General features: G+C 29.5%; 13 protein-coding genes and 1 tRNA gene. 6 read left to right on the top strand and 8 right to left on the bottom strand.

The window, feature by feature from the left end; all coding sequences use genetic code 11:
* Entirely contained in the window at positions 1 to 786 is a 786-nt protein-coding gene (locus BLS77_RS00475) for an ABC transporter ATP-binding protein (protein WP_089964782.1), read from the bottom strand.
* Positions 787 to 1,055: 269 nt separating this feature from the next.
* Between BLS77_RS00475 and BLS77_RS00470 the strand changes: the two genes are divergently transcribed.
* The 4 genes from BLS77_RS00470 (at position 1,056) to BLS77_RS00455 (ending at position 3,995) form a co-directional block, all read left to right on the top strand.
* A tRNA-Met gene (locus tag BLS77_RS00470) sits at positions 1,056 to 1,131 on the top strand.
* A 241-nt stretch (positions 1,132 to 1,372) separates the two neighbouring features.
* The gene (sdaAB, locus tag BLS77_RS00465; RefSeq protein WP_089966458.1) at positions 1,373 to 2,074 is read left to right on the top strand and encodes an L-serine ammonia-lyase, iron-sulfur-dependent subunit beta; all 702 of its coding nucleotides are present in this window, start codon (positions 1,373 to 1,375) and stop codon (positions 2,072 to 2,074) included.
* A complete protein-coding gene (gene sdaAA / locus BLS77_RS00460) occupies positions 2,055 to 2,933 on the top strand; it encodes an L-serine ammonia-lyase, iron-sulfur-dependent, subunit alpha (protein ID WP_089964780.1) in 879 nt (292 codons plus the stop codon). Before sdaAB ends, sdaAA begins: the two co-directional genes overlap by 20 nt.
* A gap of 27 nt (positions 2,934 to 2,960) precedes the next feature.
* Positions 2,961 to 3,995 carry a PTS sugar transporter subunit IIC gene (locus BLS77_RS00455; protein ID WP_089964778.1) on the top strand — a complete coding sequence of 345 codons (1,035 nt, stop codon included), beginning with the start codon at positions 2,961 to 2,963 and terminating at the stop codon, positions 3,993 to 3,995.
* Positions 3,996 to 4,078: 83 nt separating this feature from the next.
* Here BLS77_RS00455 and BLS77_RS00450 read toward each other — a convergent pair whose 3' ends face one another.
* From BLS77_RS00450 to BLS77_RS00430, 5 genes are all read right to left on the bottom strand, one after another.
* A complete protein-coding gene (locus BLS77_RS00450) occupies positions 4,079 to 4,990 on the bottom strand; it encodes a PucR family transcriptional regulator (RefSeq protein WP_175490719.1) in 912 nt (303 codons plus the stop codon).
* Between the two features lie 238 nt (positions 4,991 to 5,228).
* Positions 5,229 to 6,338, bottom strand: coding sequence for an ABC transporter ATP-binding protein (locus BLS77_RS00445; protein ID WP_089964774.1), 1,110 nt, complete (start codon positions 6,336 to 6,338; stop codon positions 5,229 to 5,231).
* Positions 6,339 to 6,533: 195 nt separating this feature from the next.
* Positions 6,534 to 6,842 (bottom strand): hypothetical protein, encoded by a 309-nt coding sequence (locus tag BLS77_RS00440; protein ID WP_089964773.1) that lies wholly within the window; start codon positions 6,840 to 6,842, stop codon positions 6,534 to 6,536.
* A 204-nt stretch (positions 6,843 to 7,046) separates the two neighbouring features.
* Positions 7,047 to 8,552 carry a DUF1846 domain-containing protein gene (locus BLS77_RS00435; RefSeq protein ID WP_089964771.1) on the bottom strand — a complete coding sequence of 502 codons (1,506 nt, stop codon included), beginning with the start codon at positions 8,550 to 8,552 and terminating at the stop codon, positions 7,047 to 7,049.
* Positions 8,553 to 8,741: 189 nt separating this feature from the next.
* Positions 8,742 to 10,754 carry a penicillin-binding transpeptidase domain-containing protein gene (locus BLS77_RS00430; protein ID WP_089964769.1) on the bottom strand — a complete coding sequence of 671 codons (2,013 nt, stop codon included), beginning with the start codon at positions 10,752 to 10,754 and terminating at the stop codon, positions 8,742 to 8,744.
* 254 nt (positions 10,755 to 11,008) lie between these two features.
* Here BLS77_RS00430 and BLS77_RS00425 point away from each other — a divergent pair, with 254 nt between their 5' ends.
* Positions 11,009 to 11,218, top strand: coding sequence for a cold-shock protein (locus BLS77_RS00425; RefSeq protein ID WP_089964767.1), 210 nt, complete (start codon positions 11,009 to 11,011; stop codon positions 11,216 to 11,218).
* A 361-nt stretch (positions 11,219 to 11,579) separates the two neighbouring features.
* Complete coding sequence (locus tag BLS77_RS00420; RefSeq protein ID WP_089964765.1) at positions 11,580 to 11,921, top strand: YmaF family protein; 342 nt, start codon at positions 11,580 to 11,582, stop codon at positions 11,919 to 11,921.
* Positions 11,922 to 12,138: 217 nt separating this feature from the next.
* Here BLS77_RS00420 and BLS77_RS00415 read toward each other — a convergent pair whose 3' ends face one another.
* On the bottom strand, positions 12,139 to 13,914 hold the full coding sequence (locus BLS77_RS00415) for a M3 family oligoendopeptidase (RefSeq protein ID WP_089964763.1): 1,776 nt from the start codon (positions 13,912 to 13,914) through the stop codon (positions 12,139 to 12,141).
* A gap of 125 nt (positions 13,915 to 14,039) precedes the next feature.
* Entirely contained in the window at positions 14,040 to 14,936 is an 897-nt protein-coding gene (locus BLS77_RS00410) for an SPL family radical SAM protein (RefSeq protein WP_089964761.1), read from the bottom strand.
* Between the last annotated feature and the right edge of the window lie 70 nt (positions 14,937 to 15,006).

Raw genomic sequence — 15,006 nt, 5'->3', positions numbered from 1 at the left:
TTATACCTCACAAATAACTGAAATAAATTTTTCTGCTAATTCTTTATGGTTATTAAAGCCTGTTAGTTGATTAAATATTTCTTCTAGTGATCCTTCTTTTGAGCTTTCTTTAAGCTCATTAAAGTTTCCATCTGCAACTATATTTCCATCATTTAAAAGAATAATTCTATCACTTAATTTTTCAACAACTTCCATAATGTGTGATGAATAGAAAATAGTTTTCCCATTATGGGCCAGTTCTGCTAATATCTCTTTAATTATCATTACACTATTTGCATCTAATCCACTTAATGGTTCATCTAAGAATAAAATATCTGGGTTATGAAGCAAACTTGATATTATAGTTACTTTTTGTTTCATTCCCTTTGAATAAGTAGTTATCCTTGAATCATAGGCATCTCCAATTCCTAAAATAGTCATTAATTCTAAAGCTTTTTTATCTACAATTTCATATTCTAACCCGTATAATTGTCCAACAAAAGTTAAATATTCTTTAGCTGTTAAACTATCATAAAGCTCTGCAACTTCTGGAACATATCCAATCCTTTTTTTATATTCTTCATTTCCAGTTGAAATATCTTCTCCAAATATTTTAACTTCCCCAGTGTAACCTTCAATAAGCCCTAATATTATTTTAACTGTTGTACTTTTCCCTGCACCATTTGGTCCAATATAACCTATTATTTTACCTGCTGGTATGTCTAAATTTATTCCCTTTAAAACCTTTTTATCCCCAAAATTCATTTCTAAATCTTTTATTTGAACTGCAAATTGATTATTAGTCATAATTTTCTCCCCCTGTTTCTAATAAATTCATTTTTTTATATTTTATTTAGTTAGTATTATTATATATTATTTGTCCATTTTTTTCAGTAGGTTAATCCCTTTTTATGAATTATTTAACTTCAGGTTTTTGAAAAAACTAATTTTTAAAAGAAATAATATAAATTAATTTACTCTTTAGTCCTAAAAAAATTATATTTAAGTTGACTTATTACGATTAGTGTACTATTATAAGTCTTGTGGTTAGGAAAACTAATTACACAACTTAATATCGCGGGGTGGAGCAGTTGGCAGCTCGTTGGGCTCATAACCCAAAGGTCATAGGTTCAAGTCCTATCCCCGCAACCAAATTAAAACACTATAATTTATTGTAGTATTTTTTATTTTGGCGCATTGAAAGAAAATATCCCACAATCTGAATAGTTATTTTAATAATAAAATCCTCAATACTCTATTTCTTGACAAGCGAGGTGAAACCGTTTAGTATTTAAGTGAACTTAGTCGAAAAAAGTATCCGATTGTGGAAAATTACTACACTAGCGAAAAAATATAATAAAATATTATATTGATGAAAGGAATGATAGTTACTATGCAAAATTTTGGCGTTTTTGATATTCTAGGCCCTATAATGGTAGGTCCATCATCTTCCCACACAGCTGGAGCTGCTAGACTTGGTAAAATAGCAAAAACTATTGTTGGAAATGATATAAAAGAGGTTACATTCTTACTTCATGGTTCTTTTGGTAAAACTTATAAAGGCCACGGAACAGATAGAGCTCTTGTTGCAGGAATACTTGGAATGGAGCCAAGCGATGACAGACTTAAAAATTCTATTGAAATTGCTGAAAATAAAGGATTAATTGTAAACTTTGTTGAAGAAGATCTTGGACAAGTCCATCCAAACACTGTTAAATTTTTAATAACAGATATTAAAGGTAATACCTTTGAAGTAATGGGTTCATCTATTGGTGGTGGTAATGTAGAGATAATTGAGATAAATGGTAATAGTGTACAAATAACTGGTATATATCCTACTATAATTACTTGTCATAATGATATTCCAGGAACAGTAGCAAAAGTGTCAGAACTTATTTATTCTCATAAAATCAATATTGCTTTTATGAAACTTGTTAGAGGCGAAAAAGGGAAATCTGCAACTATGACTTTTGAAGTAGATACTGTTGTTCCCGATTCTTTAATGGCAGATATAAAAAAAATCAATGGAATAAACAAGGTTATAGTTATTAATCCAGAAACAGGAGGTAAAAATAATGATAGCAAAGTCAGCTAGTCAACTTATTGAAATATGCAAAACAGAAAACATAAAATTAAGTGAATATGCAATAAATCGCGAGATTGAAGAAAAAGGTATTTCCCGAGAGGAATTATTTTCACATATGAAAGAAACTCTTGATGTAATGAGAAAAGGTGCTACCGATGGACGTGAACGTAAAGTTTATTCATTAAGTGGTCTTATCGGAGGCGATGCTTATAAATTACAAAAATATTTAGAAGCAGGTAAATCCCTTTTAGGCGATACTGCTGTCAAGGCTATGGCTATGGCATTATCATCTTCAGAAGTTAATGGAGCCATGGGTAAAATAGTAGCATGTCCAACAGCTGGATCATGTGGAATACTTCCAGCAGTAATATTAGCAGCTGGTGAAAGACTTGATAAAAGTGTTGATGAAATGATAGAAGGCTTATTCGCAGCAGCTGCTGTTGGGATGATCATTGGAATGAACGCAACCTTTGCAGGTGCAGAAGGTGGATGTCAAGCTGAATGTGGTTCAGCAGCAGCTATGGCTTCAGCAGCTGTTGTACAAATGATGGGTGGAACCCCAGCGATGAGTCTAGACGCTGGTGCCATTGTATTTAAAAATATATTAGGACTAGTTTGTGACCCGGTTGCAGGATTAGTTGAAATTCCTTGCGCAAAAAGGAATGTAGCTGGTGCAATTAGTGCTCTTTCTACAGCTGATTTAGTTATGGCTGGAGTAACATCTAAAATACCATTTGATGATGCATTATCTGCAATGTATAAAATCGGAGTAGATTTGCCAGCATCATTAAGAGAAACAGCTCTTGGTGGACTTGCTATTACTAAAACTGGTCTAGAACTTAAAAACAAAGTATTTAAAAATAAATAATTTAAACAATCTAAGGAGGAAAAAATAATGGATATTTTAATAGGGACTGGTCTTTTACTACTAGTATTAGCTTTATTTACATTATTTAGTTACAAAGCACCACAAGGAATGAAAGCAATGGGTGCCCTAGCAAGTGCTGCATGTGCAAGCTTTCTAGTTGAAGCCTTTCACGGTGCATTTTTTGGTGGTGTATTAAAACTCAAATTTTTAGGCGAGGTTGGTTTAGCCAATGGTAGTTTATCAGGAGTAGCGGCTGCAACACTTGTGCCTTTAGCTCTTGGTGTTTCACCAGTATATGCAGTCTTAGTTGGACTATCTTGCTCTGGGTTTGGAATATTACCTGGATTTATCGCTGGATACATTATGTCATTTGTAGTTAAGTATTTAGAAAAGAAATTACCTGCTGGATTAGACTTAATAATTATAATTATAATTGCAGCTCCATTAAGTAGACTAATAGGATTAGGTATGACTCCACTAGTAAATTCAACATTATTAAATATTGGTCAAATTTTAACATCAGCCTCTACTTCTAACCCAATAATAATGGGAATAGTACTTGGAGGAACAATAACTGTTGTTGCCACAGCACCACTTAGTTCAATGGCTTTAACAGCAATGCTTGGACTTACAGGCGCACCTATGGCTATAGGAGCATTATCAGTATTTGGTTCATCATTCATGAATTTTGTATTATTTAGCAAACTTAAATTTGGAAGTAAAAAAGATACTATAGCAGTTGCTATAGAACCTCTAACTCAAGCAGATATAATTACAGCAAATCCTATACCAGTTTATATAACTAACTTTATAGGTGGTGCTCTATCTGGAGTAATAATCGCATTAATGGGACTTGTAAATATGTCTCCAGGAACAGCCACTCCTATAGCTGGTTTTGCAGTAATGTTCGCATATAATCCAGCTTCTAAAGTATTAATAACAGCCGCAGGTTGTATTATAGTTAGTGTCTTTAGTGGTTACTTAGGATCTATTATGTTTAAAAACTATAAAATACGTACTGCGGCAGAAATTCGTGGAGAAAACGTAGAAGACGTAGCATAAATTTATATAGACTTTAAATTTCAATTAATAAACAAAAGGCTGAGTTTACACTATTGTGTGAAAACTCAGCCTTTTCTTAGTTCTCATTTTTTATTGTTCATATATAGCATATATAAATAAGTTGCATCTCTGAAATTCCTTATATCTAGTCCAGTTTCTTTGTAAATCTTTTCTATTCTATACATTAAAGTATTTCTATGTATATATAAATTTTTAGATGCCTTAGTTAAAGATAAATTACTTTTCAATACCTCTTCTAAAGTTAATATTAATTCCTTGTTTAAATTTTTAAACATTCTATTATATTCATCTTTCAGTTCTTTATAATAGCTATCATTAATATTATAAACAATTTTTTCAAAATTCATTTCATCATATAAATATACTTCTGGAATTATATTAAATGTTTTCCCTATTTTTATTGCTTTCTTTGCATTATTATAGCCTTTCACAAGCCCTTCAAAGGTTCCATCAATACTACTTATACCTATAGACACCTTAGTTTTTATATTACTTGTAATTGTTTCTCTTAAACTTATTCCATGTTCTTTTTCATCTTCTAAATCACCTATTAAAACTATTTTATTATAAGCTTTATCTATATAAATATTTTGTCCATAATAAGTACTTTTAACTAATTCAATAACTTCATTTGCTTCATTACAATCTATTATAATTATTTTTCCAACCTTATATATTGGGGATTTATTGAAGTTATCAAAATCTTGATCTCCTTTTAATAAATCTTCTAGACACATATTGTTTTTTTCTTTTATGAATTTATTTAAAGTAAACTCTATTATTGATAAACACGGAAAATTTGCTTTTGTAAGAAATATATCATATATATTTCTATTTATTAAAATACTTCTGGTAATTAGATCTTCCTTTGAAGCTATATTATTATATATTTCAACTTTATTACTATCTATTAATTTTAACTCTAAATTTAATTTATTGCACATTTCATCTAATAAAATTAGTATATTATTCATAAGCTCCCCCCTTTGGAATCTCTGACTAGTTATTTTTTGAAGATCCCTTATATAATATTCACTATTTATTTTTTTAAGATACATAAAATAACTATCCAAGATGTATAGTATAATCCACCACTATCTCGGACAGTTATTTTAAAATTCATTATCCTACTATTCTATACCCTAGATAATCTAGTGATACTTAATCTAAATCAACGTCTACTTTTAAACAAACTCTATCTAAATCTAATAATTACTTAATAGCAAATTCACTTTTCTTATCAAATATATGAATTTTCTCTGTTACTATTGCGAACTTAGCCTTTTGTCCACTTACTAATTTAGTACTTCCAGTAACTCTTCCTGTTAAGTTGCTGTTGGCTTTTTTCATATAAATATAACTTTCAGCTCCCATTAATTCAACTACATCTACCTCACCATCAAATACAGCGTCTTGATGTTCTGCTATATATTCTTCATCATCTTTAATATCTTCTGGTCTTATTCCCATTACTATTTCTTTTCCAATGTATGATTGTTCCTTTAGTAATTTAGCTTTAGATTCTGGCAATAATATTTTATCATTTTCAATTTTAATATACATCTTACCAGCGTCTTCTACTATAGTTCCAGTCATAAAGTTCATTTGTGGGCTTCCTATAAAGCTTGCAACAAACATGTTTTCAGGGTTATTATATAACGTTTGAGGGCTTGCAACTTGTTGTACAATACCATCTTTCATAACTACTATTCTTGTACCCATTGTCATAGCTTCTGTTTGATCATGAGTTACATATACAAATGTTGTTTGTAATCTTTTATGCAATTTTGATATTTCTGTTCTCATTTGAACTCTTAATTTCGCATCAAGATTTGATAACGGTTCATCCATTAAGAATACCTTAGGTTCTCTAACTATAGCTCTTCCAAGTGCAACTCTTTGTCTTTGTCCACCTGATAATGCTTTTGGTTTTCTATCTAATAAATGTTCTATATCTAATGTTTTTGCTATATCCTTAACTTTTTTCTCTATTTCATCTTTAGGCATTTTTCTTAATTTTAAACCAAATGAAATATTTTCAGCAACTGTCATATGTGGATATAATGCATAACTTTGGAATACCATGGCTATATCTCTATCCTTTGGTGCTACATCATTAACTACTTTTCCATCTATTGAAAGTTCACCCTTTGAAATATCTTCAAGGCCTGCTATCATTCTTAATGTTGTAGATTTACCACAGCCTGATGGTCCTACAAATATAATGAACTCCTTGTCCTCAATTTCTAGGTTGAAATCCTTAACTGCTGTTACATCGCCTTCATAAACTTTATATATATGTTTTAATGATAAACTTGCCATAATATATCGCCTCCTGTATCTTATGTTTATATTATACTTCTATAAATTTAAATTAACTATTGACAAATCCCCCTAAAAAAACGTTATCATTTCATGCATAATATAGAAAAGAATTTCAAATGAAATTCTTTTCTATATATAAATCGCACTTATAAGGTATCATTAATTTCTATTATTTTTAACTTTTCTACTCTATTAAAATATTAACTTTAAAACAAAAAATATAATTGCAATTATTATTGCTCCTATAGTTTTAGTTTCATCACTAGAATCTTTATGATTATTCTTTCTATTTGATCTATTTCTTATAGCCTTATCTTGTCTTTCCCTCTTTGTACTTTCTGATTTATAATTTTTTTCATTTATATCCATAAATATTTCTGCTTTAGGTGCGCTTTGTCCTCTTGGCGAATTATATCTATATGCATCTTCATAATTAGTTACTATTCTATATTCAATTTTTTGATTATCATAAATAGCTTCACTTTCTACCCCTTTAAACATTTTTATTCCCCCAATCTATTATTAATCCTATATATCTATTATAATCTATTTTTCTATAATTAACTTGTATTTTCCTTAGGCATTAGAAAAAAATAACAGACTATCAAATTGGTCTATTATTTTTTTCAAATTACTTATAAATAAAAAGAATCCCTTATTGCTTATAATACAATAAGAGATTCTTTTATTTTAGCCTATTTAACTTTAGTTATAATAAAGATTTGCTGATGGGTATTCATCATCACATGTTACATCTATTCCTAGCTTTCTGAAGGTTTGTTCTTCATTTATACTTAGTATAGTTGTTGAATGCGCTTGACCGCCATTAAGCATTGTTAATTTATCAAGTGCTACTTGTGCCATTGGGTTAGTAGCAGCACAAATACTAAGTGCTATAAGTACTTCTTCGCAAGTTAATGCTGTACTCATACTGTTTAAAGTCTTTGATTTCAAGTTTAAAATTGGTTCTATTATAACTGGTGAAATTAAGTGTATATCATCAGTTATATTTGCAAAATGCTTAACTGCATTTAATATAACTGCTGCTGTCGCATCCATTGTTGTTGATGATTTTCCAGTTAATATTGTTCCATCATTAAGCTCTAGAGCAACTACTGGACAAATCTCATTTTTACCAGCTGTTTCTTTAAGTTTTGATGAATATTCTCTAGCTGGAACAACTACATTTCTATCAGTTTCTTTAAGGTTTAATTCTTCCATTATAAGTTTTGCTCTATCAGCACTTTCCTTATCCGTATAAGCTTTTTTATATTCACATTTTGTTTTGAAATATCTTCTTATTATTTCTTGTCTTGAAGCTTCGCGTACAACTTCATCATCAATTATTCCATAACCTACTCTATTAACACCCATATCTGTTGGAGATTTATAAACTGCTTCTTCTCCTGTTATCTTTTCGATAATTCTTCTAAGAACTGGGAAAGTTTCAATGTCACGGTTATAGTTTATAGATAATTTATTGTATGCATCCATGTGGAATGAATCAATCATGTTTACATCTTTCAGATCCACTGTTGCTGCTTCATATGCTATATTTAAAGGATGTTTTAGTGGAACATTCCAAACTGGGAAAGTTTCAAATTTAGAATATCCAACAACATTCCCTCTTTTATTTTCATGATACATTTGGCTTAAACAAGTTGCAAGTTTACCGCTTCCAGGGCCTGGTGCTGTAACAACTACTATTGGCTTACTTGTTTCTATATATGGGTTTTTACCATAGCCTTCATCACTTACAATCATATCTACATCTGTTGGGTATCCCTTAGTTGCTTCATGTTTATAAACTTTTATTCCTCTACGTTCTAGTTTATTAATAAATGTTGTTGCAGATGGTTGCCCGTTGTATCTTGTAATTACAACACTATTAACATCAAGCTCATATCCTCTTAAATCATCTATTAATCTTAAAACATCAACATCATATGTAATACCGAAATCTCCTCGCATTTTGTTTCTTTCGATATCCCCTGCATATACACAAATAATTATTTCAACCTTTTCTTTTAATTTATGTAATAGTTTTATTTTAGCATTTTCGTCAAATCCAGGTAAAACTCTTTTTGCATGAAGATCAAACAACAATTTACCACCAAATTCTAGGTAAAGTTTGTCATAGTTGTTTACTCTCTCTAGTATATATTTTGATTGTTCTTCTAAGTATTTTTTATGATCAAATCCTATTTTCATTTCAAACTCCTCACAAGCTAAATTTGTGGATTAATTTTTTACATTTTTATATTATGCCACATTTTTATATAAAGGTACATTATTATTTTTCACTTTTATAAGTTTATAGTACCCCCTTTTTTACAAGATATAACCCTACATTTACTATGTAGGGTTATATCACTTAATGAAAACATTTACTCGTTTTTATTATCTTTTCATATAATATTCTATTATATTTTTAACCTTTGGAATTGGTAATTGACTTCCCCCTCTTCCTTTTACATCTTCTAAAATCATAGATACTGCAATTTTAGAATCATCTGTATTAAGGGCAACAAACCATCCATTCTCTTTTCCATCTTTATCTTCCTGTGATTTCTTTATTTCTGCTGTTCCAGTTTTACCAGCTATATTTATTCCTGGTATTCTAGCTAATGTAGATGTACCATCTTCATCATTTATCAATGCTGAAAATGATTTTATTAATACAGGTACATTTTCAGGTAATATTGCTTTTTCTCTCCAAACCTTCGCCTCAGAATTTTCACTTATCACTAATCTTGGTTGCATTATATTTCCCGCATTACCTAATGCACTATAAGCTAATGCTACATTTAAAGGTGTTACCATTAATTCACCTTGTCCATAACCTGAATCAGCAAGTAGTATGTCTCTATTTATTGTTCCATCATTTGATATACTTGATTCTTCCATTGGATATTCAAATTCTAATTTTTCTCCAAACCCAAACTTTTTAGCTCCATCTATAAATTTCTCACTTCCTACTTCAGAAGCAATTTGTGCATAATATATATTGTCTGAATACTTTACAGCATCTATTAAATTAACTGCTGGTGTATCGTGTATTCTTGTAACTTTAAAATCTCCCCATGTACTATCTTTTTGCCATGACATTCCTTCAATAGGTCTCTTCTCTTCTGGTTTTAACACTCCATTTTCTAAACCAATTGCAGAAGTCAATAACTTCATTGTAGAACCTGGTGAATAAGTTTTATTAAATCTATTTATTTCATCTGCATGATTATTTTTTTCCCATAATGCATTTTGTTCTTTAGTTACATATGTTTGAAATATATTTGAATCATAAGATGGAGCACTTACCAATGCTAAAACTTCTCCTGTTTTAGGATTAACTGCTGTTGCTGCACCCTTTTCTTCTTTAAATTCACTATATACCTTACTTTGAAGAGCTGAATCTATAGAAAGTTTTATATCCGTCCCATTTTCTGCTCCCTTTTTAGCTATAGCTATCTTTTCTTCGCCTCTTGCAATATAAATTTCTCCACCATTTTTTGCCCTTAATGATTCTTCATAAACTTGTTCAAGACCAGCTTTCCCAATTAAACTTGTTTGTGTATACCCTCTGTCTACATTATTTGCTAAATCTTCTTCAGTAACATGTCCAATGTATCCAACTAATCTACCAAAGGCTGCTCCCCCAGTATAAACTCTGCCATCTCTATTTTGTATTAATATACCGCCAGCTTCTCTATTAGCTAACTTTGAAATCTTACTATCATCTTTAGATATATTTACTATTTCAACAAATTGCTCAGGATTAGTGCTCGCATTAAGTTTAGTAGTTATTGTTTCTTCACTTATATCCAATATTGTAGCCATATTCTTTATTTTTTCTTCCTTATTTTCTTGGTTAAATACTGCTGGATGTATTCCTAAAACACTTATTTTTCCATCTTCAGCTAATGACTTTCCATCCTTATCTAATATTTTACCTCTACTTCCTAAATCATCTACAACCCTTATTTTATCTCCAGTAACCATTGATGGGAAAATTAAACTTTCATTCCACTTAACTTTTAGTTCCTTTTCTTCTTCAACAATAGTCATTTTAAAATCTGGTAATTCTACTTTTCCTGCTATTGTATCCATAGTTACTTTAAATGGAATAACTATGTTTTTTTCAACTTTTTCGCCCTTACCATTAGCTTCTATAACTAAATGAGTAGCTTCTATTGCCGAGTAAATATTATTATATCTTTCTAAAAATTCTTCCTCTGATATTTCATCTTTAGACGTTTGACTTAATAACCCATACATACCTTTAAAATCTTCTTTAGTCCATAATTCTTTATAATTATCTAATACTTTTTCTGCTTTGCTCACTTTAGAGCACCCCATAGTTGTAATTGATAACATAGCTATTATTAAAACTATTGACAATAACTTTCTTTTATTCATTTATATATTCCCCTTTCTACGGAATCTTCAAAATTAACTACTGATCCCTATCTTCAAATACCTAATTATTTTGAAAGTGCCTTATTTTCAAGCAATTCTATTTAAATTATACCATCTAGAAACTTATTCACCAATTATTTCTTATAAAATACAGTATATTTTTATTTTTTTTGTAAATACTATGTATTATAGATTAAAATAAACAATTTTATTTAATCTATATAATGATATTTAGAATTTAAGGAGAGATTTTAATGGCAAGTAAAACAGGTACAGTTAAATGGTTCAATGATGAAAAAGGTTTTGGTTTTATAGAATGTGAGGGTGAAAAGGATTTATTCGTTCATCATACAAATATTAAAGCTGAAGGTGAAAGAAAAAGTCTACAAGAAGGTGAAAATGTTACTTTTGACGTTGAAAATGGTCCAAAAGGACCTACTGCCGTAAACGTTGAAAAAATATAAAAGTATAAAAATTAAAACTATGCAATTAAATTTGCATAGTTTTTTTATTTTTGGATATATCTTATAATTATCCTTTTATAAAAATATCTTTACTACTAAAACTATAGCAATCTTTATCATATTTTCTATTTTAGCACCCTATTTTTTATTCTCAATTTGATTTAATGCATCATCTAACATTTCATCAATAGTTTAGAAATCTATCCTTGAAAAAAATCTACTTTCCAAACTGTGTACTTCTACTTTTCAACAAAAGTTATCCCAGTTTGGTAAGCTATAATATCGTTTAAAATAAAAACAATCACACTACTAATAAATTTGCATATCCTATTAGTATCTTGATTATATAAGGAGGTCATTTATGTATACTAATAATTGTTCAGACCCTTGTAAGAAGCAAACTCACGTTCATGAATTTTTAGGAAGCACTAAATTTGCTGAGGAAGGTGACGATAGACACAACCATCGTTTTGCAGGTATTTCTGGTGAAGCTATTCCTGAACATGGATCTCATGTTCACAAAATAAAAACTAGAACAGATTTTTTAGATCACTTTCATGAAATATGTGTTACTACTGGTCCAGCAATACCAGTTGGCAATGGTAAACATGTTCATTTAGTAACTGGCGTAACTACAGTTGTAGAAAATCATCAACATCAATTTATATTTGCAACTTTAATAGAAGCTCCTGCAGTATCATAATATGTATAGAGCCCTTTTATTAGGGTTCTATACATATAAACAAACTATAATAATATTTTCTATTATCACCTCAGTCATCTTTATCCCTCATTATTTGATATAACACCGGTCCATTTTTTATCCCCAATGAATTATTTCACATACATTGTTTTATATTTCTTATGCAAAAAAAACACATGCAAAATTGCATGTGTTTTTTATTATTAATTATTATATTTTAGTTTTTGCTAAGTTCAATAAATCTTTCTATATCATCTTCTACAGTCTTTAAAGAATTTTTCCAAAATTCTTTATTATGGATATCAATTCCCATAACTTTTGTTACATCTGCAATTTTATTTTTGCCTGTAATTTCAAGAAGTTTTTCATAACTTTCTGGGAATCCCTCTCTATCTTCAATATATTTAGCATATAATCCTTTAGCAAATAATAATCCAAATGCATAAGGGAAGTTATAGAAATTACTATCTGCATAATAATAATGAGGCTTCCAAGTCCACATATACGGATGCAAGAAATTTGGATCAAGCCCATCACCATAAGATTCTCTTTGCGCATTTAACATAAGTTCTTTTATTTGCTCTACACTTAGTGCACATTCTTTTCTAGCTTCAAAAAGTGACTTTTCAAATAAAAATCTAGAGTATATATCAATAATCACTTGTGTACATCCACTAATTTCTGCTTCTAAAATAGCAAGTGCCTCTTCCTTTGTAGCATCTTTAACGGCTGCTTTCTTAATTATTGTTTCACAGAAAGTAGATGCAGTTTCAGCTATTGGCATTGGACAATCTATATTTAGTACAGATTCATTTTTCAAACATTCATCATGGAATCCGTGACCAAGCTCATGTGCCATTGTTATTACATCACTAAAGCTATCTCCATAATTTAATAACACTCTACATTCACCTATAAAGTGAAGCTCTGCACAAAATGCCCCACCAATTTTACCTTCTTTTGGTTTAACATCTATCCAATTATTATTAATAGCTTTTGCTGCAAAATCACCTAAGTTATCACTAAAAGTTCTGAAGTTCTTCTCTACAAACTTTGCCCCTTCTTCATAGGTAAATTTCATATCTGCATCTGAAATTGGAGCATATAAATCATAAAATGGAAGACCATTTTTATGTCCTAATATTTCTGCCTTTCTTCTTAAATATTTTCTAAACACAGGCATGCTTTCTCTCATTGCAGATAACATTGCTTCTAATGATTCTTCATCCATTTTTGATTCTACAAGAGTTTTTTCTAGTGGTGATTTATAACCTCTAAAATCGCAAACAGTTAAAACTTCACCTTTTATTGCATTAAGTGCTGCGGCTACTCCCTCTTCTACTTTTTTATAAGATTCTATCTCTGCTTCATAAGCTCTTTTTCTAACATCTGAATCTTTATCATAAGCCATATTAAGAACTACAGTAAGTGGTAATTCCTTAACTTCTCCATTTTCTTCAATTTCTACTTTTAATGAAGATATTAGCTTATCTTTAAGCTTTCCAAAGGCACTTGAGCCTGTATTTTGCATAGTCGCTATTATATTTTCTTCTCTATCAGTAAGTAGATATTTGCTCAACTCTACTATGTTTTTTAATACAAATTCATGCTCTTTAAGTAACTCTGATTTACCTATTACTAAATCTATATCTTCTATATTACTTATCCACTTTTCAAGTTTTGTAGATGCTTCAACTATTTTAGTTGATTTAGTTTCAATAATATCACAATATTTTAATGCTTCTATATTAGTTGTATCAGCACTTACAGTAAGTTCTGCAAATGAACCAAGTTTACTAATTAGCTTAGTAAATTCTGAAAATCTTTTTATATAATCTTCAAGTTTTACTACTACATTTTGATTATCTTTAACTGTTTCTGTTGCCCATGTATTAATATCTTCTATAAGTTCAGTAAGCTTTTCAATATCCCCCTTAAATTCCTTACTATTAAATGATGTGTATATTTCTTTTAAGCTCCAATTTAATTCCATAATAGCCCTCCATATATTTTTATTAATGATCTTCAAAAATAATTATTCATTCTGCTAATCTATTTTCAGATACATTATACATTTTATGTATAATTATATCATACTTTTAATTCCTTTTGTTATAATTAAAACCAACTAATTTGCTCTTTTTTATTATTTATATCCTTATAACTTAATATAATATCTTCCATTTTATATAACATATTATATTTTTCACATTCACGCTTAAAGCACTGCCACAACATCTTTGAATTAATAGATTGATATTCATATCTATTCTCATATATCTCAATATATTTTTTAGCTAATTTTTCCTCAGGAAATAACTCTATTAATTTTTCATAATAATGTTGCCTTTGATTTTCTCTTAATGTTACACCCATTCCGTATGCAAAAATAAATTTTGCACCACATTCATGTGCCTTCTTAACTATTCCTATTATATTTTCTTCATCATCATTTATAAAAGGTAATATTGGCATAAGTAATACCCCTGTATATATGCCGTTATCACTAAGTTCTTTTATAGCACTAAACCGTTCAGATGAAAGGCTCACATTAGGCTCTATCTTACTACATAATTCATCATCTAGTGTAGTAATTGTCATCTTTATTAAAACTGGTGAATGTTCTTTAATTTTCTTTAATATGTCGATGTCTCTTGTAATTAGTGAACTTTTAGTAGCAATTGCAACTCCAAAATTAAAATTGTTTATTTGCTTAAGAGCTCCTCTTGTTAATCTTTCTCTTTTTTCAAAAGGATTATATGGATCACTCATAGCTCCAGTTCCTACTACCCCTTTTTTTCTTTTTCCTCTTAACTCTTTTCTAATTATTTCAACGGCATTATCTTTAGCCCTAACTCTATCAAAATCTTCTATTCCATAACAACTACTTCTCGAATCGCAATAAATACATCCATGGCAACAACCTTTATAAATATTCATATTATAATTAATCCCAAACCATTGATTATTCTCTATATATTGAGAAATAATTGTTTTTGCATCTATATGTTCCATTTCTACTCCTTAAGTCATAATAAAATAGATTTAATTTATTATTTTCTAATACTTTTATACATTATTATAA

This window comes from Clostridium gasigenes (assembly GCF_900104115.1).
GTDB classification, from domain to species: domain Bacteria; phylum Bacillota; class Clostridia; order Clostridiales; family Clostridiaceae; genus Clostridium; species Clostridium gasigenes.
The sequence above is the reverse complement of the archived record's forward strand: the minus strand, read 5'-3'. Positions and strand labels throughout refer to the sequence as shown.